Source organism: Saccharothrix tamanrassetensis (assembly GCF_014203665.1).
Taxonomy (GTDB): domain Bacteria; phylum Actinomycetota; class Actinomycetes; order Mycobacteriales; family Pseudonocardiaceae; genus Actinosynnema; species Actinosynnema tamanrassetense.
This window is the reverse complement of sequence record NZ_JACHJN010000004.1, coordinates 531,706-556,110: the sequence shown is the minus strand read 5'-3', so window position 1 is coordinate 556,110 and position 24,405 is coordinate 531,706. Positions and strand designations below refer to the sequence as shown.

The following is a 24,405-nucleotide window of genomic DNA, read 5'->3' as shown; positions in this document are numbered from 1 at the left end:
CCCAGGATCATGGCGTTCTCGCACCGCCAGTTGAACGGCACGAAGGCCGCGCTGGACGCCCTCTCCGCACCGAGTTCGATCACCGGCTGGCGGGTGGACGACGCCGGCAACACCGTCGTGGTGGAGGTCAACCGGCACACCCGGGACGCGTCCGCCGACCGGTTCATCGCCACGGCCAAGTCGGTCAGCCCGGCCGTGCGGGTCGTCGAGGTCGACGAGTCGCCGACCACGCTCTACGACACCCGCGGCGGCGACGCGTACTACATCGGCAGCGGCAGCCGCTGCTCGGTCGGGTTCTCCGTGACCGGCGGCTTCGTGACGGCCGGGCACTGCGGCCGCGTCGGCGCCACCACCACGGGCCACAACCGCGTGTCCCAGGGCACGTTCCGCGGCTCGTCGTTCCCGGGCAACGACTACGCCTGGGTCGCGACGAACTCGAACTGGACCTCGCGGCCGTGGGTCAACCGCTACAACGGCACCAACATCACCGTGAAGGGCAGCGCCGAGGCCGCCGTGGGAGCGTCGATCTGCCGCTCGGGTTCCACCACGAACTGGCGTTGCGGCACCGTCCAGGCCAAGAACTCCACGGTGAACTACCCGCAGGGCTCGGTCAGCGGGCTCACCCGCACCAACGCGTGCGCGGAGCCCGGTGACTCCGGCGGTTCGTGGGTGGCCGGCACGGGCTTCGGCCAGGCGCAGGGCGTCACGTCGGGCGGCTCGGGCAACTGCTCGTCCGGCGGCACGACCTACTTCCAGCCGGTCAACGAGATCCTCAGCGTCTACGGCCTGCGGCTGACCGTCGGCTGAGCTTGGGGCGCGCGGTCATCACTCCCTGCGGACCGCGCTCCGGTTGAAGAGACACCCCCGGGCCCGCACTGCCTCCCCCTGGCCCGGGGGTGTTCCCTTTGGTCGCACGTCTTCAGTCGAACTGGACCGACCGCTTCGACAGCCCGTACCAGAAGCCGTCCACCGTCGTCGTCGCCTCCTGGTCGGCGCTCGCGCCCAGGGACACGAACAGCGGCGCGAGGTGCTCGGTGCGCGGGTGCGCGATCCCGGCGGCGGGGGCCTTCCGCTGGAAGTCCAGCAGGGTGTCCACGTCCTTGCCCGCCAGGGCCCGCCCCGCCCAGTCGTCGAACTCGGCGGACCACTGCGGCGGCTGGTAGTCCGGCCCGGTGCGCATGTCGACGCAGCTCAGGTTGTGCGTCATGAACCCGCTGCCGATGATCAGCACGCCCTGGTCGCGCAGCGGGGCGAGCTTGCGGCCCACGTCGAACAGCCGGCGCGGGTCCAGGGTCGGCATGGACATCTGGAGCACCGGGATGTCCGCCTCCGGGAACATCTCCTTCAGCGGCACGTAGGCGCCGTGGTCCAGGCCTCGCGCGGGGTCCTGGGCGACCGGCTCGTCCACCAGCCCGGCGACCGCCGCGGCCAGCTCGGGCGCGCCGGGAGCCTCGTACGTGACCTCGTAGTACCGCTGGGGGAAGCCCCAGAAGTCGTAGGTCAGCGGCACGGTCGTGGTCGCGCCCAGGGTGAGCGGGTTCTCCTCCCAGTGCGCGGACACGATGAGGATGGACTCCGGGCGCGGGAGCGTCGCGGACCACGACCTCAGCTCGCCGGTCCACCGTTCGTCGTCGGCCAGCGGGGGAGCCCCGTGACCCAGGTACAGCACAGGCATCACAACGACGACTGTACGCCTTCTAGTTGAAATTTCAACCAGCTTGCCGCCGCCCGGGGGTCCTCGGCCTCCGTGATGGCGCGCACCACGACCACCCGCTCCGCGCCGGCGGCCAAGACCTCCGACAACCGCTCCCGGTCGATCCCGCCGATCGCGAACCACGGCCGGTCCGTCGTCCCGGCCGTGGCGCGCACCAGGTCCAGCCCCGGTGCGGGCCGGCCGGGCTTCGTCGGCGTCGGCCAGCACGGTCCCGTGCAGAAGTAGTCCACCCCGGGCTCCACCGCCGCCGCTTGCGCCTGCCCCACGTCATGGGTCGATCGCCCGACGACGATCTGTTCGCCGACGATCTTGCGAGCGACATCTACCGGCAGATCATCCTGACCCAGATGAAGGACATCGGCCTCCACGGCCAGCGCCACATCCGCCCGGTCGTTCACGGCCAGCAGCGCGCCGTGGCGGGCACAGGCCTCGGCCAGCACCTCCAAGGCCGCTATCTCCTGCTTGGCTTCGAGGCCCTTGTCCCGCAGCTGCACGACGTCCACGCCACCGGCGAGCGCGGCGTCCGCGAACTCCGCGAGGTCCGGACGGGTGGGAGTGCAGAGGTACAGCCGAGCGTCGGCGAGCCGCCGCCTGATCCGGGTTCCGTCGAGTCCTGGCACGGCCGCACGGTAACCGCCGGCCGGAATCGTGCGCTACGGTGGAGGTGGTCCGCACGGGAGCCTGGAGAACACCGGGCTGAGAGGGAGCGTGGTTCGCTCCGACCGTCGAACCTGATCCGGGTCATGCCGGCGCAGGGAGCGTGAGTGCCTTGGCGAGTGCGAGTCGAGTGACCGTCCTGGGCGGCGGCGTCATCGGCCTGTCCGTGGCGTGGTACGCCGCACGGGCGGGTTTCCCGGTCACCGTGGTCGACCACGCCTCACCGCACGGCGGTTCGTGGGTGGCAGGCGGCATGTTGGCCCCGATCACCGAAGCGTGGCCCGGCGACGAGGACGTGCTGGCCCTGGGCGTCGAGTCCCTGGCCCTCTGGCCGGGGTTCGCCGAAGACCTCGACGTGCCGCTCAACCGAACGGGCACCCTGGCCCTCGCCACCGACCCCGCCGACAACGAGGTGCTGGACCAACTCCACGCCTACCTGACCCGGATGGGCCGCTCCGCGACCCGCGTGACCCGCCGCGAACTACGTGCCCTCGAACCGGGACTGGGTCCGACCGTCCGAAGTGGATTGTCAGTGCCCGGTGACCTCTCGGTGGACAACCGAGCCCTCCTCGACGCCCTGCGCGCAGCCTGCCGCCACTACGACGTCCACTTCACCGAGGACGCCGAACCTCCCACAGCAGTCTCCGGTGTCACCGTCATCGCGGCCGGTGCCTGGAGCCGAGACCTGCATCCCGCTCTGCGCAACGTGATCCGCCCGGTCAAAGGTGAGATCCTCCGCCTGACCGCCCGCCCCGGCACACTGCCGCCACCCAGGCACACCATCCGGGCGCACGTGTCCGGCCGTCCTGTCTACCTCGTGCCGAGGACCGACGGCCTGGTGCTCGGCGCGACCCAGCACGAGACGGGGTTCGACGCCGACGTGACCGTGGGCGCGGTGCGAGACCTGTTGCGGGACGCGGAAACCGTGTGGCCCGCGGTAGCCGAATACGCGCTCGCCGAAACGTCCGCCGGCTTCAGGTCGGGCAGCCCCGACAACATGCCGGTCATCGACTGGCTGGCCCCCGACGTCATCGCCGCGACCGGTCACCACCGCAACGGGCTGCTGCTGGCCCCGGTCACGGCCCGACGAGTGCTTTCCCTGCTCCGCGAAGGAGCCCCGCCGCGCGAAGGAGGAGACAGTTGAAGGCTCGGGTCAATGGTGAGGATCGGGAACTGGCCGACGGCTCCACCGTCGCGTCCGTCCTCGACCTGCTGGGCGCGCCGGCGTCCGGGGTGGCGGTAGCGCTGGACGGCGAGGTCGTGCCACGGGCCGCCTGGCACAGCACCCCGGTCCCCGACGGCGCGGCCGTCGAAGTGCTCACCGCCGTGCAGGGAGGCTGACGTGGACGATCCGCTGATCATCGCCGGACGGGAGTTCGGCTCGCGACTGATCATGGGCACCGGCGGCGCGGCCAACCTGTCCGTGCTGGAACGCGCACTGGTGGAATCCGGAACGGAACTGACCACGGTCGCCATGCGCCGCTTGGACTCCTCCGGCGGTGGTGTGCTGGACCTGCTGCGAAGTCTCGGCATCTCGGTGCTGCCGAACACCGCCGGCTGTCGCGGCGCGGCCGAGGCCGTCCTCACCGCGCGGCTCGCCCGCGAAGCGCTGGACACCGACTGGGTCAAGCTCGAAGTCGTCGCCGACGAACAGACCCTCCTGCCGGACCCGATCGAGCTCCTCGACGCGGCCGAGCGACTGGTGGACGACGGCTTCACCGTGCTGCCGTACACCAACGACGACCCGGTACTGGCCCGCCGCCTGGAGGACGTCGGCTGCGCCGCCGTGATGCCCCTGGGTTCGCCCATCGGCACCGGCCTGGGCATCCGCAACCCGCACAACATCGAACTGATCGTCGCCCGCGCCTCGGTACCCGTGATCCTGGACGCCGGCATCGGCACCGCGTCCGATGCCGCCCTGGCCATGGAACTGGGCTGTTCCGCCGTGCTGTTGGCGACCGCCGTGACCAGGGCGCAGGACCCGGTCCGCATGGCGGCGGCCATGCGAGCCGCCGTGGAAGCGGGCAGACTGGCCAAATCGGCAGGCCGAATCCCCCAACGCTTCTGGGCACATGCGTCCAGCCCTGCGCCGGACGCCTGATTGGTTGATCACCCGACAGTCGGCGGCCGGCGCACAAGGCATGATGGACGCTTCCGATCCATCCATCGTGTCCGTAGGAGGTGCCGTGGCTGCCGAGCAAGTAGAGGACGCCACCGCCCGGCTGTACCTGGCGATAGGCAGGCTGTCCCGCCTACTGCGCCGCACCGGTTCCCCCGGACTAGGCCCCGGTGCGGTGTCCGCGCTGGCCACACTGGCGCGATGCGGCCCCATGCGCCTGGGCGACCTGGCGGCGAAAGAGGGCGTGGCCCCGCCGACGCTGTCCCGGATCGTCGCAGCCCTGGTGGAAGCCGGTTACGTACGCCGAGAGCCCGACCCGCAGGACGGCCGAGCGTGGCTCGCCACCCCGACCCCGGAGGGTGAAACCATGGTCTCCGGCGTCCGTTCAGCCCGGGTCCGAGAACTGCAACGCCGCATCGAAGACCTATCCCCGGAACACCAGTCGGCCCTGGTCAACGCCCTACCGGCCCTGGAGGAACTAGTCGGCGAAGCCGGCTGACCCACACCACACCCGAACCACGCTCGGTGAGCTGCGCGCACGCGCACCTGCGCTCTGGCTGCGCGCCTCGCGCACCCTTCTGCCCTGCGTGTCATCCCCGTATGGCCTGCGCGCCAGCGAACCGCATGTGTCAAGGGCAGATCGGTCGCGCGACCACCGCACACACATGATCGATCTGCCCTTGACACATGCGGTTGTCTCCGACCAGGCCATACGGGGAGGACACGCAGCCCCCCACCTCACCGCACCCTCGAAGCTCGAAGAGCTTTGCAAGGGATCCTTGGTGGCCTGCCCGTCCGGCGAGGACGCTCTTACGCCCGTAGACCCCAAGCCACCGAATCCACCCCGAGGCCACGCTTCGCAGGCGTCCCCTCGAAGTGAACGCCCCCGACACACACCCAACCACGGGGGTACGACAATCCCCGCGCCCCCAGATACCGCAGAACGCCCTCTCACCCCATCGCCACCGGCTCCCGAGACGACCGACCCGCGCGCCGCGTCCGAGAGCCACCCGTCACGACCGTGACCAACGCGCCCACCAACGCCCCCACCAGCACACCGCCCAACGCCCCAACGGTGTTGTTGTAGAAGTCCTGCGCCTCGCACACGCCCAACCCGGTCGCGCCCTGCACCAGCTCCACCGCACCGCTCAACCCCGCCGACAACGCGAACACCACCACGGGCCGCCCGGTCGCCAGCGTCGCGAAGAACGCGAAAGGCATCAACATCAACAGGTTCAGGCGTGCCAACGACCCGGTCAGCGAGAACTCGTTGGGAACGCACATCCCGATCAGGTCGGTCGTCCACACCCCGACACCCAGCGCACCCGGTCTGCCCAAGGTCACCGCCAAGGCCAGTGCCAACCCGCACCCGGCCAGCACCGACGGCACCGGTCGCCATCTCCGCCACCGTGCGAGGGCCAGGGCCGCCCCGCCGATCAGCACACAGCCGAAGAACATCGCCGCGACCACCTCGGGTCGGCTCAGCACCAGCTCCGCGATGTACGCGTCCTGTCGTGCGCTCATGTCCTACTAGACGCGCGAGTTCTGCTCCGGTTGGCCTAGTACCGGTAACGGAGGATCCGGCCGACGTCACGGAACCCCGGCAGCTTCGCCATGATCCGCAACGGGATCCGTCCCGACGCGGGCATTTCCTTCACCGCGGGCAACTCCAGGCTGCGCACCGACTCCACGCACGTCACACCCCACGGCTCGATCGCGCGAGGATCGTCCAGCCCCCAGTGCAGCGTCGCGCCCGCGTTGCGCACCGCGGGCACCAGCTTCTGCAACCTGATCCCGAACGACCCGTACACGTCGAACAACAGCTCACCACCGGAGAACCGCCGGACGATCCGCCGGACCAACCCGCGGACCTCGTCCTCCCGCAGGTACATGGTCAACCCCTCGAACACGGCCACGGTCGGCCGGTCGGCGGGCACGTCCTGCAGCCACCCCTCATCCGTGACCGACGATCCGACCATCCGATAATCCCCGCCGGGCAACGGAAGCAGCCGCGAGCGCAGCGCGATCACCTCGGGGTAGTCGACATCGACCCACCGCACGTCCCCGCCCGGCGTGAGCCGCTGCACCCGAGTGTCCAGCCCACAAGCCAGGTGCAGCACGGTGACCGCCGGATGCGACGCGACGAACGCCGCGGTCCAGTCGTCCAACTGCTTCGCCCGCATCGCCACGCCCGCCGCCGAGGACGCCGTCACCCCGGTCTTGCGGAAGTCGTAGTCGATCCGGGAAACCGCCTCCGCCGCGGCGACGTCGTGCAGGAACGACCTGGGCGCACGACTGTCCAACGCCCGCCCGTACAAGGTGGCGAGCATGGTCTCCGGGGCGCCGGTCAGCGTGATCTTCTCGCGGTCCACGACCGCCAAGCTAACCCCGCCCCGACGCCCCGGCGACCCGAACGCCCTCGCCCCCGACCCCGGCCCTTCGGTACCGCCCCTCGGCACCGCCGCTCGGCACCGCCCGCTCGGCACCGCCGCCCTAGGAGCCTCCGAACCCGCCCCGGAACCCGCTCCCGAAGTCCTCGAACCCGCGCTCCAACCGCCACAACGGGGACACCGGTCCCACCCCGCCCCCCAGCGGATACGCCGCGGCCACCGACCGCACGATGAACTCCTTGCCGAACCGCACCGCCGTGGGCACGTCCTCCCCGCGCGCGAGCCGGGACGTGATGGCCGAAGCCAGCGTGTCCCCGCTCCCGTGCGTGTCCTTCACGTCGTACCGGGGACCGGGCAGCTCGATGAACTCCGAGCCGTTGTAGAGGACGTCGAGGCATCCCGGGTCGTCCCACAGGTGCCCGCCCTTCACCAGCACCCACTCCGGCCCGAACTCGAACAGCGCCTCGGCCGCTTTCCGCTGGTCCGCGTGGTCACGCACCTCCACGCCGGTCAGCAGCCGCACCTCGTCCAGGTTCGGCGTCACCAACGTCGCACGCGGGAAGAGCACGTTGCGCAACGCGTCCAGCGCGTCGTCCGCGAGCAACTGGTTCCCGTGCATGGACGCCGCGACGGGATCCACCACGAACGGGATGGACCGTCCGATGTGGACCCGGTCGCACGCCGCCGCGACCGCCTCGATGATCGCGGCCGACGCCAGCATCCCGGTCTTCGCCGCGTCCACCCCGATGTCGGACGCCACCGCCTCGATCTGGGCGGCCACGACCTCCGGCGGGATCTCGGTGTACCCGGTCACGGCCAGCGAGTTCTGCACGGTCACCGCCGTCACGGCGGTCATCCCGTGCACTCCGCACGCGAACAGCGTGCGCAGGTCTGCTTGCAGGCCCGCACCACCGCCGGAGTCGGACCCGGCGATGGTGAGGACCCTGGGTGGTGCGATCGCCATCAGTCGTCCGCCATCAGTCGACCACCGGCAGGTAGACCTTGTTGCCCTGGCCGGAGAACTCGTGCGACTTCTCCTCCATGCCCGCCTCGATCGCCTCCACGGTCGACAGCCCGCGCTCCTCCGCGTACCGGCGCACGTCCTGGGTGATCTTCATCGAGCAGAACTTCGGCCCGCACATCGAGCAGAAGTGGGCCGTCTTCGCCGGTTCCGCGGGCAGCGTCTCGTCGTGGAACGACCGCGCGGTGTCCGGGTCGAGCGCCAGGTTGAACTGGTCCTGCCAGCGGAACTCGAAGCGGGCCTTGGACAGCGCGTCGTCCCAGTCCTGCGCCCCGGGGTGGCCCTTGGCCAGGTCCGCCGAGTGCGCCGCGATCTTGTACGTGATCACGCCGGTCTTCACGTCGTCCCGGTTGGGCAGGCCCAGGTGCTCCTTCGGCGTCACGTAGCAGAGCATCGCGGTGCCCAGCCAGCCGATCTGCGCCGCGCCGATCGCCGAGGTGATGTGGTCGTAGCCAGGCGCGATGTCGGTGGCCAGCGGCCCGAGGGTGTAGAACGGCGCTTCGCCGCACCACTCCTCCTCCAGCCGCACGTTCTCCGCGATCTTGTGCATCGGCACGTGACCGGGGCCCTCGATCATCACCTGCACGTCGTGCGCCCGGGCGATGTGCGTCAGCTCGCCCAACGTGCGCAGCTCGGCGAACTGCGCCTCGTCGTTGGCGTCCGCGATGGAGCCCGGCCGCAGGCCGTCGCCCAGCGAGAACGTCACGTCGTAGGTGCGCAGGATCTCGCACAGCTCCTCGAAGTGCGTGTAGAGGAAGCTCTCCTTGTGGTGCGCCAGGCACCACGCCGCCATGATCGACCCGCCGCGCGACACGATGCCCGTCACCCGGCGCGCGGTCAGCGGCACGTACCGCAGCAGGACGCCCGCGTGCACCGTCATGTAGTCCACGCCCTGCTCGGCCTGCTCGATCACGGTGTCCCGGTACACCTCCCAGGACAGCGCCGCCGGGTCGCCGTTCACCTTCTCCAGCGCCTGGTAGATCGGCACGGTGCCGATCGGGACCGGCGAGTTGCGCATGATCCACTCGCGCGTCTCGTGGATCCGCTTGCCGGTGGACAGGTCCATGATCGTGTCGGCGCCCCAGCGCGACGCCCACACCATCTTCTCCACCTCCTCCTCGATCGAGGAGGAGACCGCCGAGTTGCCGATGTTCGCGTTGATCTTGACCAGGAACTTCTTGCCGATGATCATCGGCTCGGCCTCGGGGTGCCGCCGGTTGAGCGGGATCACGGCACGGCCGATCGCCACTTCCTCCCGCACGAACTCGGGGCTCAAGCTCTCGCGCGCCGCGATGTAGGCTATCTCCGGCGTGATGATCCCGGCCTTGGCGTACGCCAGCTGGGTCACCGCCCCGTTGATCGGCTCGCGCGCGGCGACCCAGTCCGCGCGCAGCGCGGGGAGTCCACTGTGGACGTCGATGGTGGCGTCGGTATCGGTATACGGACCGGAAGTGTCGTAGAGATCGACATGCTCGCCGTTCGTGAGCTCCACCCTGCGGAAGGGAACCCGCACTCCGTCGGCCACCTCGCGGTAGACCTTGTGCGAGCCGGAGATCGGCCCGGTGGTGACGCTGGGCTTCACCGAACGGTCGTCAAGTGCCGTCACGACATTCCTCCCTACGCCGGCATTACCCGGTCAGGTTCAGGCGGTCGGCGGCACCGGATCGCTCCAGCCGCCCTCTCAGCCCGCTGTGGCGCGAGCTCCCGCGATGTTGAGTTGTCCGCCCGACCATAGCCAGGCCGCCGTGCGGATGCCAAGGGGGCCGGTTTGCGCGTACCTTTCACCGCGTGGCTGATCACCAGCCGTTCCCGCCCGGCGCGCGGCGCGTGGCCCGCCCCGCTGCGGTTTCGCCGTGCCCGTCGTGCGGCGACCTCGCCGGCCGCGGTTACCCCGAATGCCGCTACTGCGCCGAACTGGTGGACCAGTACTGGCTGCTCGACTGGCAGGAGCTGCTCGCCGCCGAGAAGCTCACCGAGGGCGGCGCCGGGGAGCGTGAGCTGGCCGAACTCGTGCTGGCCGACGAGGTGGGCCGGCACCCGTGGACGTGCACCGACTGGGCCATGACGCTCGTCTCGTGCTCGCAGTGCGGCGTCGAACCCGGCACCGGACCGGTGGACTGCGTGCGGTGCGCGATGGCCGAGGGGCTGCGGTGGTCGTGGGACCACGCCGGGTTCCCGGACGCCATCACGGCCGGGGAGCACGCCCTCCGGGTGGCGCGGGCGGTGCTGCGGGCGCCCCACCGGCGGCGGCCGACCGTGGTGCGGGCGTGGCGACTGCTGCTGCCGTTCCTGCTGGTCGGTGAGCTGCCGACGGTCGGCCAGGTGCAGCGCATCCGCGCCCACGTCATCGCGGGCGGGTACGCCGACCTGGCCGGTTGCACGTCGCACGTCGAGCTGGCCGGGTTCCCGGAGGTGCCGTGGCGGCGGTCAGCGCGGGTCGAACACCAGTCGAAGGCCCAGCGCGATCAGGACGCCGCCGGAGACCCGCTCGAGAGCCCGGCGCACCCGCGAACGGGTGAGCCGGCCGCGGACCCGGTCTAGCACGCCCACCACCACCAGGTACCACAGCGTGTCGACGGCCACCCAGACCAGCGCGAACAGCAGCAGCGTGCCGCGACCGGACCCGGCGGGCAGGAACTGCGGCAGGAACGAGATCGCGAACACGCCCAACTTCGGGTTGGCCAGGTTCACCACCAGGCCCGCGCGGAACGCGTGGCCCGCCGGCGGCGCCTCGGGCAGCGGCCCGCTCGCCGACCGGAACGCCTTCACGCCCAGGTAGACCAGGAACACCGCACCCGCGATGCGCAGCGAGTGGTAGGCCACTTCGGACGCGGTGAGCAGCACGGACAGGCCGAGCGCGGCCGCCACCGCCCACACCGCGACCGCGATCTCCATGCCGAACACCGTGGCCAGCGCACTCGCGCGTCCCCGGACCGACTGTCGCAGCACCAGCGCCGTACCGGGGCCGGGCGACAGCGCGATCAGGAAGGACGCCGCGACGAGCGCGGCCAGGTTGCTCCACATGCGGCCATCGTCACCCCGCCGTCGAGCGGTTTTCCGGGGTGGCCGGGCGGTGCTACTCGTCGTCCCCGTCCGCGAACGGGTCCTCGGAGGTGGCCGGATCCCAGCTCAGGCCGGGCACGCCCCAGCCGTTCGCCTTGACCATCTTCCGGGCCGCCCGCTTGTGCCGTCCCACCAGCCGGTCCAGGTAGATGATGCCGTTCAGGTGGTCGGTCTCGTGCTGCAGGCAGCGGGCGAAGAAACCGGTGCCCTCCACCTCCACCGGCTTGCCCTCGCCGTCGAAGCCGGTCACCTTCGCCCACGCCGCGCGCCCCGTCGGGTACGACTCGCCGGGAGCGGACAGGCAGCCCTCGTAGTCGTCGTCCGGATCCGGCATGCCCAGCGGGATCTCGGAGGTCTCCAGCACCGGGTTCGCCACCACGCCGCGGAACCGGTTGCCCTCGTCGTCGGGGCAGTCGTAGACGAACACGCGCAGGTCGACACCGACCTGGTTGGCCGCGAGACCCACCCCGCGCGCCGCCGCCATGGTCTCGAACATGTCGTCGACCAGCGCGCGCAACGCGTCGTCGAACACCTCGACCGGGCGGGTCGGGTGGTGGAGCACGGGCTCGCCGGCGATGACGATCGGGAGAACTGCCATGGCGTGCAGCCTATCCGGCGAGTAGTGGGTGACGCGCCGACTGATGAACCGACCCGGACCAAGATCACGTGATGTAATGGCACCCACGCAGAGGCACGGCTGAGGAGCCAGAGTGGACGCCGCAGAGGCACTGGTGCCGGCGGAGGGGCCGGACGACGGTCTGGACGACCGGGAGCGCGCGATCCTGGCCTTCGAACGCCAGTGGTGGAAGTACGCGGGCGCCAAGGAGCAGGCCATCAAGGAGCTGTTCGACCTGTCACCCACGCGGTATTACCAATTGCTGAACGCGTTGCTGGAGAAGGAAGAGGCCTTGGCTGCGGATCCGATGTTGGTCAAGCGGCTGAGGCGGTCGCGGTCAGGTCGGGCGAGGGCCCGCGCGGCGAGGCGACTGGGTGTCGAGCGCCGATGACCAACCCCGAACCCGCAGGCTCCGCCCACCCCGCCCGCGCGGCGGGCTACGCCCTGATCGGCGTGGCGGTCATCGCCCTGGTGATCGGCGTGACCAGCCTCTTCATCGGCGGCGACGATCCCGACACCGGCGCGCAGCAGAGCAGCGCGCCGCCGTCCAGCCAACAACCGACCAACTCCTCCGACACCCCGTCGTCGGGCAGCACCTCGTCGGGCAGCACGTCGGCGGCGGCACCGACCACCACGTCGCCCGCCGCACCGGACACCCCGGCGCCCACCACCGTTCCGGGCGCCGCCGGCAGCACGACCGCCGCGCCCCCGCCGGTCACGGTGCCCGCCAAGCCCCCGGTGCGCGTCTACAACAACAGCACCGTGGTCGGCCTGGCGGCGAAGGCGTCGGACGACATCCGCCGAGCCGGCTGGGAAGTCGCGGACACCGGCAACTACTCCCAGGGCCAGATCCCCACCACCACGGTCTACTTCCGCCCGGGAACGGACGAGGAAGCGTCCGCGCAGCAGCTGGCGCAGGCGCTGAAGGCCGAGGTCAAGCCCCGGTTCGACGGCATCGAGAGCGCCCACGCCGGCATCATCGTGATAGTGACCAACGACTACCAGGGCCCTTCTCCCGGCAAGATCTGACCCTCGGCCGAACCCGCCCGACGCTCGAAGCCCCAACCCCTGCGCTTCTGCTGCCCCGCGGCACTCGCAGCGGCGGGCTCTAGTTGCCGCGCGACTCCGCATAAGCCGCCAACGCCGCCAACTGCCCCGGATCCAACGAAGGCCGCACCGCTGTCCGCGCCGCCGCCAAGTGAGCCGCCGTCACCTCCGCCGCCGACAACGACTCCCGCATCGCGGTCAACGCCGCCTCCCGGACCAGCGCCGCGCAGTCCGCCGCCGAGTACCCGTCGAGCTCACCCGCCAACGCCACCAGGTCGACGTCCTCGGCCAACGGCGTGTTCCGCGCCGACGCCCGCAGGATCTCGGTGCGCGCCTCCGCGTCCGGCGGCGGCACGTACACCAGCCGCTCCAACCGCCCCGGCCGCAGCAGCGCCGGGTCGATCAGCTCGGGCCGGTTGGTCGCCCCCAGCACGATCACGTCCCGCAGCGGCTCGACCCCGTCCAACTCCGTCAGCAACGCGGCCACCACCCGGTCGGCCACCCCGGAGTCCGAGGACTGGCCGCGGCGGGGTGCGAGGGAGTCCACCTCGTCCAGGAACACCAGCGCGGGCGCGGCTTCGGCGGCCCGGCGGAACAGTTCGCGCACCGCGCGCTCGGACTCGCCGACGAACTTGTCCATCAGCTCGGCGCCCTTGACCGACAGCACGTTCAGCCGCCCGGTGCCCGCCAGCGCCCGCACCAGGAACGTCTTGCCGCACCCCGGCGGTCCGTACAGCAGCAGTCCGCGCGGCGGGGCGACACCCAGGCGCGCGAACGAGTCCGGGTACTGCAGCGGCCACAGTGCGGCTTCGGTGAGCGCCTGCTTGACCTCCACCATGTCGCCGACGTCGTCCAACGTCAGGCCGCCGGTGCGCAGGGTGTCCGAAGTGGACATGGAGATCGGTCGGACGGTGTCCAGCGCACCCACGAGATCCTGTTGCGCCACATGCGGTTCGGCGACATCACGTTGCCGCAGAGCCGACCGCACGGCCGCCTCGCGACGCAACGCGACCAGGTCGGCCGCGACGAAACCCGGTGTCCGGTCGGCGATCGCCCCCAGGTCCACATCGGACTCCAGCGGCACGTCGCGCAGCAGCACCCGCAGCAGGTCCGTCCGCACCACGCCGTCGGGCAGCGGTAGCACCAGCTCGCGGTCCACCAGCTCGGGAACGCGCAGCCGCGGGTCGATGGCCTCCGGGTGCGCGCTGGTCACGACGAGCGCGAAGCCGGGCTGCCGGGCCGCCGCACGCAGCGAGTCCAGCACGACGGTGGCCACGGGCGGCTGGTCGTGGGCGGGGAGCAGGGCTTCCACGTCGGTCAGCAGCAGCACGGCGGGGGACGTGGCGGACGCGATGGCGTCGGCGAGTCGCTTGGCCGTGGCGTTGGCTTCCAGCACCGCGATGCTCGGCGCGGCGAGTTCGACGACCTGCGCGCCCACGCTGTGCGCGACCGCCCGGACCAGCGTGGTCTTGCCGACGCCTTCCGGTCCGCTGACCAGGGCGGCGAGCCTGGGGGCCGCGCCGAGGCGGGTCAGCAGTTCCGGGTGGCTGAAGGTGAGGTCGAGCCACTCGCCGAGGCGGCGGGCGGCGTCCTGCTGGCCGACCAGGTCGGCGATGGGCACGGGTTCGACCCGGGGTTGTCCGGTGGCGGCTTCGGCGACCGGGACGGCCGCGGCGACCGGGGTGGGCGGCGCGTCCCCGGTGCGCGCGCCGTCGCGCCAGCCGACGACCGTGGACGGCTGCACGGCCACCGGCCCGCCGGAGGGCTCCACCGAGGTGATCGTCAGCAGCTCGTTCGTCCAGGTCATGCCGATGGCGTTGGACAGCTTGCGGCGGGTGACGCTGACGTCGACGCCGGGCGGTGGCGCGAGGTCCTGGGGGAGCAGGGACACGGCGTCGCCGACGGTGAGCACCTTGCCGGTCAACGCCATCCGCAGCGTCTCCGGCGTCAGCGAGGTGCTGGCCAGCCGCGACCCGGCGACCGTGACCGAGCGCGCGCCCGACACCTCGACCGGCGCGACCACGACCTCCGAGCCTTCGGTGACACCGAGGTTGGACAGCGTGACGTCGTCGACCAGGACCACGCCGGGCGCTCCGTCACCGGCGGCGGCGAGGGCGGAACTGACCCGGGCGCCCGTCAACCGCACCGCGTCCCAGGCGCGCAGCCCGAGCGCGTCCAGCACCTCGGGGTGCAGCCGAACGACTCCGCGCCGGGTGTCGAGGGCCGAGGGGGAGAGGCGGGCGGTCAACGTGATCACAGGGCGAGCCTAGGCCAACGGCTGCTCCCCGGCGCCGGAACACGGGCGTGAGCGGTAGCTCGCCGGCACGGTCTGCCGCGCGCTGGACGCCAGGCCGCGCTCGCCGGCAAGCGGCACGGTCGGCAGTGGACGCGTCCGGCAAGTAACGCGGTTGGCGGGCAGGAGCGGGCGTTCCCGGAGATGAGCGGGGCCGGGGGCCGCACCCGAGGTGCCGGCCCCCGGCCCCGCGAACAGTCAGGGTCGGTGGTGACGCCGAAGCCCGATCTGCCGCCAGCCCCGGCGTTTGTTCCGCCCCGGCTGACCGTTCGCCTCAGCCGCCACCTGAGCCGGGTCCACGCCGCGACGGGGCCTGCGGACGGCTCGCATGGCCGCTCCCGCCACCCGACCACCGAGCGGCCGGCGCAGGCCCAACCGCCGCGCGGCCACGCCGTGCGCGCGTTTGATCGCCCGGCGGTCCGCCGCCGGCACCTCCCACGCCTCCGGGTGCTTGGCCAGCCACCGGTACCGGCGCACCGAGTACGGCAGGTGGCCGAGGTAGACCAGCATCGCCGCGCTCAGCGCCACCAGCGGGAACGTGATCACGGCCGCCGCCAGCAGCCCCACCAGCACCAGCAGCGGCGCGACGGCCTTCGGCGGAACCCTGATCGTCTTCACCGACAGGGTCGGGATCCGGCTCACCAGCAGCAGGGCGATGCCCACCGTCCACGCCGCCACCACCCAGATGTCCGACCACCAGCCCGGCTGCCGGATCTGCTCCTCCAGGATCAGCGGGAGCAGCAGCAGCAGGCCGCCCGCCGGCGCGGGCACGCCGACGAAGAACTCCTTCGCGAACGGCGGCTGCGCGACGTCCAGCAGGGTGTTGAACCGGGCCAGGCGCAGCACCATGCAGACCGCGAAGATCAGCGCCACCACCCAGCCCTCGCGGTGCGGTTCGAACTTCCACACGTAGATGACCAGGGCCGGGGCCACGCCGAACGAGATCGCGTCGGCCAGCGAGTCCAGTTCCGCGCCCATCTTGCTGGTCGCGTCGAGCAGGCGGGCGATCCGGCCGTCCAGGCCGTCGAAGACGGCCGCCACGGCGATGGACGCGATGGCCGCGCCGTAGAGGTTGTTGATGGCGAAGTGCACCGCCGACAGGCCGGCGCACATCGCCAGCACGGTGATCGCGTTGGGCAGCAGCCGCACCCCCGGGCCGCTGGGCGCCACCGGGTCAGAGCTCCGGGAGTTCGGCGAGCACGGTCTCGCCGCCGATGGTGCGCTGGCCCGCTTCGACCAGCACCCGGCTGCCCCGGGGTACGTAGAGGTCGACCCGCGAGCCGAACCGGATCAGGCCGTACGTCTGGCCGACGGCCACCTCGTCGCCCTCGGCCACGTGGCACACGATCCGCCGCGCCACCAGGCCGGCGATCTGCACGACGACCACGTCGTGCCCGTCGGACGAGGTCAGCCACACCGTGTTGCGCTCGTTGTCCTCGCTGGCCTTGTCCAGGTCGGCGGACAGGAACTTGCCCGGCCGGTACGAGACCCGGCGGACCGCGCCGGCCACCGGGAGGCGCTGCACGTGGACGTCGAACACGGACAGGAACACGCTGACGCGGGTCATCGGCACCTCGCCGAGACCCAGTTCGGCCGGCGGCACGGCCTCCACCACGTGCGAGACCGTCCCGTCGGCGGGCGCCACGGCGATGCCCGGACGGGTGGGGGTGGTGCGCTTGGGTTCGCGGAAGAACCACGCGACCCACGCGGTCAGCAGGCCGCCGACCACGCCCGCGCGCCGGGAGAACCGGCGGAGCAGGAGGGTCGCGACGGCCGCGCCCAGCACGAACGGGCGGCCGGCGGGGTGCATCGGGGGGACGATCCCCCGCGCTAGGTCCAGGAAGTGGGAGACGGCACCACTGTGCTTGTCGCGATCGACGGTCATGGCTCTTCCGTGTCGGGGCAGTGCTTCGGCCGTCCACACGCTACGCCGGCGGCGTGCCGGCCCCCGTCCGGTGTGCCCGTGCGTCCCCCGACGAACGCACGCGCACACCGGAGCGGGGTGCGGGGAGTGTAATCCGGGTCACATGGCGTAATCAATAGCGTTCAGTGAGGACGCATTAACGCACGGTACTCAACCGATTCCGACACCCCGAATTGTCGAAATGGGCGGTTTGTCGAACCACGCCATTGTTGAACAATCCTAGTGGAGGAACCGGACGACCACCTCCGCGCCGGCCGCCAGCTCCGTCACGTCCTCGGGCACCTCGATCAGGCAGTCGCTGATCGCCAACGCGGACAGCAGGTGCGACCCCGGCCCGCCGACCGGCGTCACCACCCGCCCCGACTCGGGGTCGTATTTGCCCCGCCGGAACTGGGTGCGGCCCGCCGGGGACGTCAGCGGCGAGGTGAGCCGCGCCCGGACCGACCGGCGCTCGACGTCCGGGAACCCCATCGCCGCCCGCAGCGCGGGCCGGACCAGCACCTCGAACGACACCTGCGCGCTCACCGGGTTGCCCGGCAGCGTCGCCACCGCCACCCCCTGGTAGCGGCCCGCGCCCTGCGGCCCGCCCGGCTGCATGGCGACCTTCGTGAACTCCACACCGCGCCCGGTGAACGCGTCCTTCACCACCTCGTACGCCCCGGCGCTCACCCCGCCCGAGGTCAGCAGCAGGTCGAACCCGGCCAGCCGCGGGCCGATCGCCGCGTGGAACTCGGCCACGTCGTCGGGCACGAACCGCAGCAGCTCCGCCTCGCCGCCCGCCTCCCGCACGGCCGCCGCCAGCATCACGCCGTTCGACTCGTAGATCTGCCCCGGCTCCAGCGGCTCGCCCGGCCCGACCAGCTCCGAACCGGTCGACAGCACGAGCACCCGGGGCCGCCGGCGCACCGGCAGCGCGCCGAACCCCAGCGCCGCCGCCAACCCGAGCTGCGCCGGGCCCAGCACGGTGCCCGCGCGCAGCACCGTCGTGCCCACCGCCACGTCGTCCGCCGCCCGCCGCACGTTCGCCCCGGCCGGCACGGCCCGGTCGATCCGCACCGACGACGTGCCGCCGTCGGTCCACTCCACCTGCACCACGGCGTCCGCCCCGGCCGGCAGCGGCGCGCCGGTCATGATCCGGTGCACCGCGCCCGGCTCCAGCGGCGCCGACGCCGTGCGCCCGGCCGGGATGTCGTCCGCCACCGGCAGCACCACCGGCACCGACGCCAGGTCGGCCGCCCGCACCGCGTAGCCGTCCATCGCCGAGTTGTCGAACGGCGGCAACGCGATCGGCGCGACCAGGTCCTGCGCCAGCACCAGCCCCAGGCAGTCCACCACCGGCAGGGACACCACCGGCAGCACGCCCAGCAGTCCGGTGATCCGCTCCCGGTGGTCCGCGACACTGGTCAACGAGTTCGACACGACCACCATCCTGCCGCCCGCGTGCGAAACTGCTCCGACCGGCCGCCAGGCGCGAGGGCACGAGGAGGGCACGTCCGGTGCAGGTCCGCACGCGACACACGCCGACTTTCGGGGTGGCCAGGCTGGTGCTCGCACCCGCCGAACCGGTCCTCGTCGAACGCTCGTCGCTGTTCGCGACCAGCTACGGGATCAACCACGACACCAAGGGCAAGGCGCCCGGCGTCAAGGCCGCGCTGTGCACGGCGGGCGCCGAAGGCGGGTGGGTGGACGTCGCCCCGCCGCTGCCCGGCGACCTGCACGTGCTGGAACTCGACGGCGCGACCGGCTGGTGCGTCGCCCGCAACAGCTGGCTCGCCTCGTCCGGCTCGGTCGTCATGGACCCGGCCGCCCCGCCGCTGCGCGCACTGCACGGCGGCGACAGCGGGTTCCTCACCTACGTCTACGGCTCCGGTTCGGTCGTGCTGGCCTGCTACGGCACGCTCGACGTGGTCACGCTCGACGCGGGCGAGCTGATCACCCTGGACAGCGGCCACGTCGTCGGGTTCGCCGACACCCTCCAGTGCCGGTTGAGGGCCGTTTCCCCGGACGCGCCCCAATCCGTGCGCAACGGCGACGGCCTGGTGCTCGACTTCGCCGGTCCGGGCCTCGTGCTGACCCGGACGCGCAGTCCGCGAGGACTCGTCAGTTGGTTGCGCGACAACGGATTCAGCGTCCGCGCATGACTCCATAAGGAGGTATCGCGAGCCCCCTCGTGCCTCTAGCGTGGCGGTTTGCTCAGGTATTTCTCGAAGGAGGACGTCTTGGCTGTCGGCACGGTCAAGTGGTTCAACTCGGAGAAGGGGTACGGCTTCATCGCCGCCGACGGCGGGCCCGATGTCTTCGTGCACTACTCGGCGATCCAGATGGAAGGCTTCCGCACGCTGGCCGAGGGAGACCGCGTGGAGTTCGAGATCCAGTCCGGCCGCGACGGCCGCAGTCAGGCTTCGGACGTCCGGAAGGCATCGTGAACCCCGCCCGGCCCGCCACGCGGCGGGTCGGGCCGTCCCTCCCGGCGGCGCGGTCCGCGACCACACCGCCCGCGATCACACCGCCGGTGGTCACCTCGGCGGTCTCGTCGGCCGGACCGGCGGCCTCCCCGGTGGCGGTGCCCGGCGGTCTTACCCGGAACCCGGCGCACGCCGGTCCACGCGGACGTTAGGCTGCCCCGCGTGTCGGAGGACCTGAGCGGGCGACGGTTGGGCCACTACCGGATCGACGGGGTGCTCGGCCGCGGTGGCATGAGCGTGACCTACCGGGCCACGGACGTCCGGCTCGGCCGCAAGGTGGCGCTGAAGGTCATCGGCGAGCACCTCACCGCCGACGCCGAGTTCCGCGAGCGGTTCGTCGACGAGGCGCGCAACACCTCGGCCATCGACCACGCGAACATCGTGCCGCTGTACGACTTCGACGAGGTCGACGGCCTGCTCTACATCGCCATGCGGCTGGTCGACGGCCAGGACCTGGCCAGCCACATCAAGGACGGCCCGATCTCGCCCGCGCGCACCCTCACGCTGCTCGGCCAGGTCGCCGAAGCGCTGGACATGCTGCACGGCAAGGGGCTCGTGCACCTGGACGTGAAGCCGGCCAACGTGCTGGTCACCACCAAGGAAGCGTCCCGCGAACACGTCTACCTGGCCGACTTCGGGCTCACCCGGCGCGGCGCCACCGGCCACCGCACCCGCACCGGCGACTTCCTCGGCTCGCCCACCTACGCCGCGCCCGAGCACCTGCGCGGCGAGCCGCTGGACGGCCGCACCGACCAGTACGCGCTGGCCTGCATGGTGTTCGCCTGCCTGTCCGGGCGTCCCCCGTTCCAGGGCGGCGTGCAGGACGTCATCCAGGGCCACCTCGCCTCGGACATCCCCACCCTGACCTCGCTGGTCGCCCTGCCGCCGGGCATCGACGACGTGCTGCGCAAGGGCACCTCGAAGGACCCCAACCAGCGGTTCGGGTCGTGCCAGGAGCTGATCTCCGCCGCCCGCACCGCGCTGGGCGGTGCGGCCACCGTGACCACGCCCCCGCGCCGGGTCGACGCGCCGGTCCCCGGGCCCACGCCCGTGCCCGGACCGCAGTCCGGCGGGGTGCCCGCGCAGCAGCCGCCGCGCTACCAGCAGGGACCTGGACACCAGCAGGGGCCGGGCCAGCAGGGACCGCAGGGCCGGCCGCAGTCCGGCGGGTTCGGCCGGCAGCCCGACTTCCTCGCCGACCCGGTCCGGCTGCGCCCGCCCACCCAGGTCGGCGGCGCCTCCGCGTTCACCACCACCTCCAAGAGCCGCCCCGCGTGGGTCGCGCCGGTGGTGGTCGGCGTGGCGGCGATCATCGCGATCGTCGTCCTGGTGCTGATCCTCACGCCCAAGTCCGAGCAGCCGCGCCCGCCCGCCACCACCAGTTCGGGCGAATCCATCGACGTCGGGGGCAACAGCGGCAGCGAGAAGCCGCTGCCCACCAGCGTGCCCGTGAAGACATCCCGCTGACCTGCGGTTCTTGCACTCGCCCTGGTTGAGTGCTAAACACGGACCTGGCACTCGGACCACCTGAGTGCCAGCACGCAGGCTGGGACGGTGAGGCAGGTCCCTTCACCGGGGCAGGTCGTCCGTCGCGGGCACCGAGCCTGGCCAAGCACCGTGTTCCGCTGTGGACTCACGTCCGCAGTGGCCCCATAAGTCGTTACATAAGGCGGAGGAACACACCGCAATGGCCAAGATGATCGCGTTCGACGAGGACGCCCGCCGTGGTCTTGAGCGCGGCATGAACATCCTCGCGGATGCCGTCAAGGTGACGCTGGGTCCGAAGGGCCGCAACGTCGTGCTCGAGAAGAAGTGGGGCGCGCCGACGATCACCAACGACGGCGTCTCCATCGCCAAGGAGATCGAGCTGGAGGACCCGTGGGAGAAGATCGGGGCCGAGCTCGTCAAGGAAGTGGCGAAGAAGACCGACGACGTCGCCGGTGACGGCACCACCACCGCCACCGTGCTCGCCCAGGCCCTTGTCCGCGAGGGTCTGCGCAACGTGGCCGCGGGTGCCAACCCGCTCGGCCTCAAGCGCGGCATCGAGCAGGCCGTCGAGGCCGTGACCGAGCAGCTGCTCAAGACCGCCAAGGAGGTCGAGACCAAGGAGCAGATCGCCGCCACGGCGTCCATCTCCGCGGGCGACTCGACCATCGGCGAGCTGATCGCCGAGGCCATGGACAAGGTCGGCAAGGAAGGCGTCATCACGGTCGAGGAGAGCAACGCGCTCGGCCTCGAACTCGAGCTCACCGAAGGCATGCGCTTCGACAAGGGCTACATCTCGGGCTACTTCGTGACCGACCCGGAGCGCCAGGAAGCGGTTCTCGAAGACCCGTACGTCCTGCTCTACGGCTCGAAGATCGCGTCCGTGAAGGACCTGCTGCCGCTGCTGGAGAAGGTCATGCAGAGCGGCAAGCCGCTGCTGATCATCTCCGAGGACGTCGAGGGCGAGGCCCTGGCGACCCTGGTGGTCAACAAGATCCGCGGCACGTTCAAGTCGGTCGCCGTCAAGGCCCCCGGCTTCGGCGACCGCCGCAAGGCGATCCTCCAGGACATCGCGATCCTGACCGGTGGCCAGGTCATCACCGAGGACGTCGGCCTCAAGCTGGAGAACGCCGACCTGTCGCTGCTGGGCAAGGCGCGCAAGGTCGTCGTGACCAAGGACGAGACCACGGTCGTCGAGGGTGCGGGCGACGCGGAGCAGATCCAGGGCCGGGTCAACCAGATCCGGGCCGAGATCGAGAAGTCCGACTCGGACTACGACCGCGAGAAGCTCCAGGAGCGCCTGGCCAAGCTCGCCGGTGGTGTCGCGGTCATCAAGGCCGGCGCCGCCACCGAGGTCGAGCTCAAGGAGCGCAAGCACCGCATCGAGGACGCGGTGCGCAACGCCAAGGCCGCCGTGGAAGAGGGCATCGTCGCCGGTGGCGGCGTGGCGCTGCTCCAGGCCGCCGAGGCCGCGTTCGCGGGCCTGAAGCTCGAGGGTGACGAGGCGACCGGCGCGAACATCGTCAAGGTCGCCGTCGAGGCGCCCCTGAAGCAGATCGCCATCAACGCCGGCCTCGAAGGCGGCGTCGTGGTGGAGAAGGTCAAGGGCCTCCCCGTCGGCCACGGCCTCAACGCCGCGACCGGCGTGTACGAGGACCTGCTCGCGGCCGGCGTGCCGGACCCGACCAAGGTGACCCGCTCGGCGCTGCAGAACGCGGCGTCCATCGCGGCCCTGTTCCTGACCACCGAGGCCGTCGTGGCCGACAAGCCGGAGAAGGCGGGCGCTGCGCCTGCCGTCCCGGACGCCGGTGGCATGGACTTCTGACAGCCGCACGTACCGCTGAAGGCCCGGTCCTGGTTGGGACCGGGCCTTTCGGCTTTTCCGGGGCCTGATCGCGGCTTCCTCGCCCGCTGGATCCGCCCTGGGCAGGCGTGACCCGACTCGGTGCGGTCGGTGCGGTGGTGTCGCCGTGCGCCGTGCCGTGCGGTGGTGTCGCCGTGTGCGCTGGGCGGTGCGGCCGGTGGCCATGTGACGTGCGCGGGGCTCTGGGCGTGACGTGATGTGCCGACGCCGCGCATGGTCGGAGGTGTTGGGCGGTGGGCGGCAGCGGTGACCGCGGAGGTGGTGACCGCGCCGCCGCCGGTCACAACATGATCGTCGGGGTCACCACGGTTCGTCCGGGCTCGCCTCGGGAGTTCACCAGGTGCACCACGATCTGCGTGGTGCCGGTGGGAACGTCCGCCAGCACGAACCGCCCGCCGTCGTCGGCCGTGGTGGTGCTCGACTCGTGCTCGGCCACGCGCACCTCGACGGTGTGCTCCCCGGCGGGTACCAGCCACCCGTCGATGCGGTGCCGGGCGCCGCTGGGCGTGAAGTTGACCATCAGGGTCAGGTTGTCCACCGTGAACGTGATGGTCCCGGGATTGCCGCCGCGCACGCCGGCGAACGAGCCGGCCCGCTCCCAGCGTGCGACCTCGACGTCGAGGTTCTCCAGGGCTACCGCGAACTGGATCCGTTCGACCAGTCCCACCGGCGGCGCGTCGAGTTCGTACACCAACCGGTTGAGCTCGGTGAGGACAGCGGTGTCCTCTTGGCCTCTGCGGTCATCTTGGCCTCTGCGGTCATCGCGCGGGTCGATGTCGTTCACCGCGATCCTCCTTCCGCGTCGAGATGTGTGCGCAGCATGTTCAGGCACCGGCCCCTGGTCGGGCCGATGCTGCCGCGTGGCATGGACAGTGCTTCGGCGACCGCGCGGTACTCCGCCCGCCCGGCCAGCACGGTGAGTCGCAGGAGTTCCTGGCACTTCTGCGACAGGCGGCCGAAGGCCCGCCACAACCGGTGGTCCCGGTCGTCGGTCAGGGCCGCGTCCTCGGGCAGCCCGTACTCGCTTTCCAACTGCTCCGCCAACTCGTCGGACAGCGCGGCTTCCCGGCGAGCGGGGGTCCAGGTGCGCTGGGCCTCGCGGCGCGTCGCGACGACGAGCCACCCGGCCAGCGCACGGGGTTCGATCAACCGGTCCAGGTGGCGCAGCAGCGCGAGCCAGACCGTCTGCACCACGTCCTCCGCGGTGCTGCGGTCCAGCCCGTGCCCCCTGGCCACGTGCCACACCAGCGGGGTCAGGTCGGCCACCAGCACGTCCAGTGCCCGGCGGTCGCCGTCCCGGGCGGCGATGACGCACGCTGCGTGTCGATCCGTGCCGTCCAAGCCCTCCCACGGTGGGCGCTCACCGGCCGTGCGCAGATCTCCCACGCCGTCACCTCCTCCTCGACATCCCCCAGCCGTAGCTGATCGTCACACACCATCGTCGCGCCTGCGCCGGCGGTCCGCGATGCCCCCCTCGCACCGCGGACCGCCCTCCTTCACCGCGGGCGGCGACCGATCGACACCCCTCGAAGCCGACCGGGCACCGCCACCTCCCCCTCGGTGGTCAGTGGGACGACGGTGTGCGGCGGTCGTCGGTGTGGTCCGGCTCGGCTCTCACGGGATGCCTCCTGGGTTCGAGGTCCGGTCATGAGATAAGGAGGGGGTAGTTCCGCGGTGGATACACACGCCGTCGTTAACAGTTCACTGTCAGCGAATCCGGAACGCGTTAGTGCAGGTGGAAGGCCTC

26 protein-coding genes and 2 riboswitches are annotated in these 24,405 nt (G+C 71.6%); of the genes, 12 read left to right on the top strand and 14 right to left on the bottom strand.

What is annotated here, in order from left to right; genetic code table 11:
* The first annotated feature begins 9 nt into the window (after positions 1 to 9).
* Positions 10 to 807 carry a S1 family peptidase gene (locus FHS29_RS15725; protein WP_312864930.1) on the top strand — a complete coding sequence of 266 codons (798 nt, stop codon included), beginning with the start codon at positions 10 to 12 and terminating at the stop codon, positions 805 to 807.
* 112 nt (positions 808 to 919) lie between these two features.
* Here FHS29_RS15725 and FHS29_RS15720 read toward each other — a convergent pair whose 3' ends face one another.
* Together FHS29_RS15720 and thiE are read right to left on the bottom strand one after the other, a co-directional pair.
* Positions 920 to 1,675: a dioxygenase family protein gene (locus FHS29_RS15720; RefSeq protein WP_184691542.1), complete on the bottom strand. Its 756-nt coding sequence runs from the start codon at positions 1,673 to 1,675 to the stop codon at positions 920 to 922.
* Complete coding sequence (thiE, locus tag FHS29_RS15715; RefSeq protein ID WP_184691372.1) at positions 1,675 to 2,334, bottom strand: thiamine phosphate synthase; 660 nt, start codon at positions 2,332 to 2,334, stop codon at positions 1,675 to 1,677. Before thiE ends, FHS29_RS15720 begins: the two co-directional genes overlap by 1 nt.
* Positions 2,335 to 2,377: 43 nt before the next feature.
* A riboswitch (TPP riboswitch) is annotated at positions 2,378 to 2,489 on the top strand.
* Between thiE and thiO the strand changes: the two genes are divergently transcribed.
* The 4 genes from thiO to FHS29_RS15695 all read left to right on the top strand — a co-directional run bounded on the left by thiO (position 2,484) and on the right by FHS29_RS15695 (position 4,989).
* A complete protein-coding gene (thiO, locus tag FHS29_RS15710; protein ID WP_184691371.1) occupies positions 2,484 to 3,515 on the top strand; it encodes a glycine oxidase ThiO in 1,032 nt (343 codons plus the stop codon). (Overlaps the previous riboswitch by 6 nt.)
* The gene (thiS, locus tag FHS29_RS15705; protein WP_184691370.1) at positions 3,512 to 3,712 is read left to right on the top strand and encodes a sulfur carrier protein ThiS; all 201 of its coding nucleotides are present in this window, start codon (positions 3,512 to 3,514) and stop codon (positions 3,710 to 3,712) included. The genes thiO and thiS overlap by 4 nt, the downstream gene beginning before the upstream one ends.
* Before the next feature lies 1 nt (position 3,713).
* A complete protein-coding gene (locus FHS29_RS15700; protein WP_184691369.1) occupies positions 3,714 to 4,472 on the top strand; it encodes a thiazole synthase in 759 nt (252 codons plus the stop codon).
* Positions 4,473 to 4,515: 43 nt separating this feature from the next.
* On the top strand, positions 4,516 to 4,989 hold the full coding sequence (locus tag FHS29_RS15695) for a MarR family winged helix-turn-helix transcriptional regulator (protein ID WP_221455995.1): 474 nt from the start codon (positions 4,516 to 4,518) through the stop codon (positions 4,987 to 4,989).
* A gap of 452 nt (positions 4,990 to 5,441) precedes the next feature.
* Here the strand turns inward: FHS29_RS15695 and FHS29_RS15690 are convergent, their stop codons facing one another.
* The 4 genes from FHS29_RS15690 to thiC form a co-directional block, all read right to left on the bottom strand.
* A complete protein-coding gene (locus FHS29_RS15690) occupies positions 5,442 to 6,014 on the bottom strand; it encodes a VanZ family protein (protein WP_184691367.1) in 573 nt (190 codons plus the stop codon).
* Between the two features lie 35 nt (positions 6,015 to 6,049).
* Complete coding sequence (locus tag FHS29_RS15685) at positions 6,050 to 6,862, bottom strand: class I SAM-dependent methyltransferase (RefSeq protein WP_312864929.1); 813 nt, start codon at positions 6,860 to 6,862, stop codon at positions 6,050 to 6,052.
* Between the two features lie 121 nt (positions 6,863 to 6,983).
* Positions 6,984 to 7,844 (bottom strand): bifunctional hydroxymethylpyrimidine kinase/phosphomethylpyrimidine kinase, encoded by an 861-nt coding sequence (gene thiD / locus FHS29_RS15680; RefSeq protein WP_184691366.1) that lies wholly within the window; start codon positions 7,842 to 7,844, stop codon positions 6,984 to 6,986.
* Between the two features lie 13 nt (positions 7,845 to 7,857).
* Positions 7,858 to 9,507, bottom strand: coding sequence for a phosphomethylpyrimidine synthase ThiC (gene thiC / locus FHS29_RS15675; RefSeq protein WP_184691365.1), 1,650 nt, complete (start codon positions 9,505 to 9,507; stop codon positions 7,858 to 7,860).
* Positions 9,497 to 9,619, bottom strand: a riboswitch (TPP riboswitch). (Overlaps the previous gene by 11 nt.)
* A 70-nt stretch (positions 9,620 to 9,689) precedes the next feature.
* Here thiC and FHS29_RS15670 point away from each other — a divergent pair.
* Positions 9,690 to 10,442 carry a hypothetical protein gene (locus tag FHS29_RS15670; protein ID WP_184691364.1) on the top strand — a complete coding sequence of 251 codons (753 nt, stop codon included), beginning with the start codon at positions 9,690 to 9,692 and terminating at the stop codon, positions 10,440 to 10,442.
* On the opposite strand, the gene FHS29_RS15665 is transcribed toward FHS29_RS15670, so the two are convergent.
* Positions 10,329 to 10,925, bottom strand: coding sequence for a LysE family translocator (locus tag FHS29_RS15665; protein ID WP_184691363.1), 597 nt, complete (start codon positions 10,923 to 10,925; stop codon positions 10,329 to 10,331). The genes FHS29_RS15670 and FHS29_RS15665 overlap by 114 nt on opposite strands.
* Before the next feature lie 52 nt (positions 10,926 to 10,977).
* Positions 10,978 to 11,562 (bottom strand): peptide deformylase, encoded by a 585-nt coding sequence (locus FHS29_RS15660; protein WP_184691362.1) that lies wholly within the window; start codon positions 11,560 to 11,562, stop codon positions 10,978 to 10,980.
* 112 nt (positions 11,563 to 11,674) lie between these two features.
* Between FHS29_RS15660 and FHS29_RS15655 the strand changes: the two genes are divergently transcribed.
* On the top strand, positions 11,675 to 11,971 hold the full coding sequence (locus tag FHS29_RS15655) for a DUF3263 domain-containing protein (protein ID WP_184691361.1): 297 nt from the start codon (positions 11,675 to 11,677) through the stop codon (positions 11,969 to 11,971).
* A complete protein-coding gene (locus FHS29_RS15650; protein ID WP_184691360.1) occupies positions 11,968 to 12,609 on the top strand; it encodes a LytR C-terminal domain-containing protein in 642 nt (213 codons plus the stop codon). The genes FHS29_RS15655 and FHS29_RS15650 overlap by 4 nt, the downstream gene beginning before the upstream one ends.
* Positions 12,610 to 12,688: 79 nt before the next feature.
* Here the strand turns inward: FHS29_RS15650 and FHS29_RS15645 are convergent, their stop codons facing one another.
* The 4 genes from FHS29_RS15645 to moeA all read right to left on the bottom strand — a co-directional run bounded on the left by FHS29_RS15645 (position 12,689) and on the right by moeA (position 18,272).
* Positions 12,689 to 14,884 carry an AAA family ATPase gene (locus tag FHS29_RS15645; protein WP_184691359.1) on the bottom strand — a complete coding sequence of 732 codons (2,196 nt, stop codon included), beginning with the start codon at positions 14,882 to 14,884 and terminating at the stop codon, positions 12,689 to 12,691.
* Positions 14,885 to 15,118: 234 nt separating this feature from the next.
* A complete protein-coding gene (gene pssA / locus FHS29_RS15640; RefSeq protein ID WP_184691358.1) occupies positions 15,119 to 16,090 on the bottom strand; it encodes a CDP-diacylglycerol--serine O-phosphatidyltransferase in 972 nt (323 codons plus the stop codon).
* Positions 16,091 to 16,094: 4 nt separating this feature from the next.
* The gene (locus tag FHS29_RS15635) at positions 16,095 to 16,805 is read right to left on the bottom strand and encodes a phosphatidylserine decarboxylase (protein ID WP_184691357.1); all 711 of its coding nucleotides are present in this window, start codon (positions 16,803 to 16,805) and stop codon (positions 16,095 to 16,097) included.
* A gap of 258 nt (positions 16,806 to 17,063) precedes the next feature.
* Entirely contained in the window at positions 17,064 to 18,272 is a 1,209-nt protein-coding gene (gene moeA / locus FHS29_RS15630) for a molybdopterin molybdotransferase MoeA (protein ID WP_246440307.1), read from the bottom strand.
* Positions 18,273 to 18,340: 68 nt separating this feature from the next.
* Between moeA and FHS29_RS15625 the strand changes: the two genes are divergently transcribed.
* From FHS29_RS15625 to groL, 4 genes are all read left to right on the top strand, one after another.
* Positions 18,341 to 18,985, top strand: a complete 645-nt coding sequence (locus tag FHS29_RS15625) for an AIM24 family protein (RefSeq protein WP_184691356.1) — start codon at positions 18,341 to 18,343, stop codon at positions 18,983 to 18,985.
* 78 nt (positions 18,986 to 19,063) lie between these two features.
* A complete protein-coding gene (locus FHS29_RS15620) occupies positions 19,064 to 19,270 on the top strand; it encodes a cold-shock protein (RefSeq protein ID WP_184691355.1) in 207 nt (68 codons plus the stop codon).
* A 201-nt stretch (positions 19,271 to 19,471) separates the two neighbouring features.
* Positions 19,472 to 20,776: a serine/threonine-protein kinase gene (locus FHS29_RS15615; protein ID WP_184691354.1), complete on the top strand. Its 1,305-nt coding sequence runs from the start codon at positions 19,472 to 19,474 to the stop codon at positions 20,774 to 20,776.
* 220 nt (positions 20,777 to 20,996) lie between these two features.
* Entirely contained in the window at positions 20,997 to 22,619 is a 1,623-nt protein-coding gene (gene groL / locus FHS29_RS15610; protein ID WP_184691353.1) for a chaperonin GroEL, read from the top strand.
* Between the two features lie 319 nt (positions 22,620 to 22,938).
* Here groL and FHS29_RS15605 read toward each other — a convergent pair whose 3' ends face one another.
* Positions 22,939 to 23,352 carry a carboxypeptidase regulatory-like domain-containing protein gene (locus FHS29_RS15605; RefSeq protein ID WP_221456131.1) on the bottom strand — a complete coding sequence of 138 codons (414 nt, stop codon included), beginning with the start codon at positions 23,350 to 23,352 and terminating at the stop codon, positions 22,939 to 22,941.
* A gap of 86 nt (positions 23,353 to 23,438) precedes the next feature.
* Complete coding sequence (locus tag FHS29_RS15600; protein ID WP_184691352.1) at positions 23,439 to 24,044, bottom strand: RNA polymerase sigma factor; 606 nt, start codon at positions 24,042 to 24,044, stop codon at positions 23,439 to 23,441.
* Between the last annotated feature and the right edge of the window lie 361 nt (positions 24,045 to 24,405).

Bases quoted from the DNA above. Each gene is read 5' to 3' on its own strand.
- FHS29_RS15725 (WP_312864930.1), top strand. From the start codon at position 10: ATGGCGTTCTCGCACCGCCAGTTGAACGGCACGAAGGCCGCGCTGGAC.
- FHS29_RS15720 (WP_184691542.1), bottom strand. From the start codon at position 1,675: ATGCCTGTGCTGTACCTGGGTCACGGGGCTCCCCCGCTGGCCGACGAC.
- FHS29_RS15695 (WP_221455995.1), top strand. From the start codon at position 4,516: ATGGACGCTTCCGATCCATCCATCGTGTCCGTAGGAGGTGCCGTGGCT.
- FHS29_RS15690 (WP_184691367.1), bottom strand. From the start codon at position 6,014: ATGAGCGCACGACAGGACGCGTACATCGCGGAGCTGGTGCTGAGCCGA.
- thiD (WP_184691366.1), bottom strand. From the start codon at position 7,844: ATGGCGATCGCACCACCCAGGGTCCTCACCATCGCCGGGTCCGACTCC.
- FHS29_RS15665 (WP_184691363.1), bottom strand. From the start codon at position 10,925: ATGTGGAGCAACCTGGCCGCGCTCGTCGCGGCGTCCTTCCTGATCGCG.
- FHS29_RS15660 (WP_184691362.1), bottom strand. From the start codon at position 11,562: ATGGCAGTTCTCCCGATCGTCATCGCCGGCGAGCCCGTGCTCCACCAC.
- FHS29_RS15650 (WP_184691360.1), top strand. From the start codon at position 11,968: ATGACCAACCCCGAACCCGCAGGCTCCGCCCACCCCGCCCGCGCGGCG.
- FHS29_RS15635 (WP_184691357.1), bottom strand. From the start codon at position 16,805: ATGACCGTCGATCGCGACAAGCACAGTGGTGCCGTCTCCCACTTCCTG.
- moeA (WP_246440307.1), bottom strand. From the start codon at position 18,272: ATGGTGGTCGTGTCGAACTCGTTGACCAGTGTCGCGGACCACCGGGAG.
- groL (WP_184691353.1), top strand. From the start codon at position 20,997: ATGGCCAAGATGATCGCGTTCGACGAGGACGCCCGCCGTGGTCTTGAG.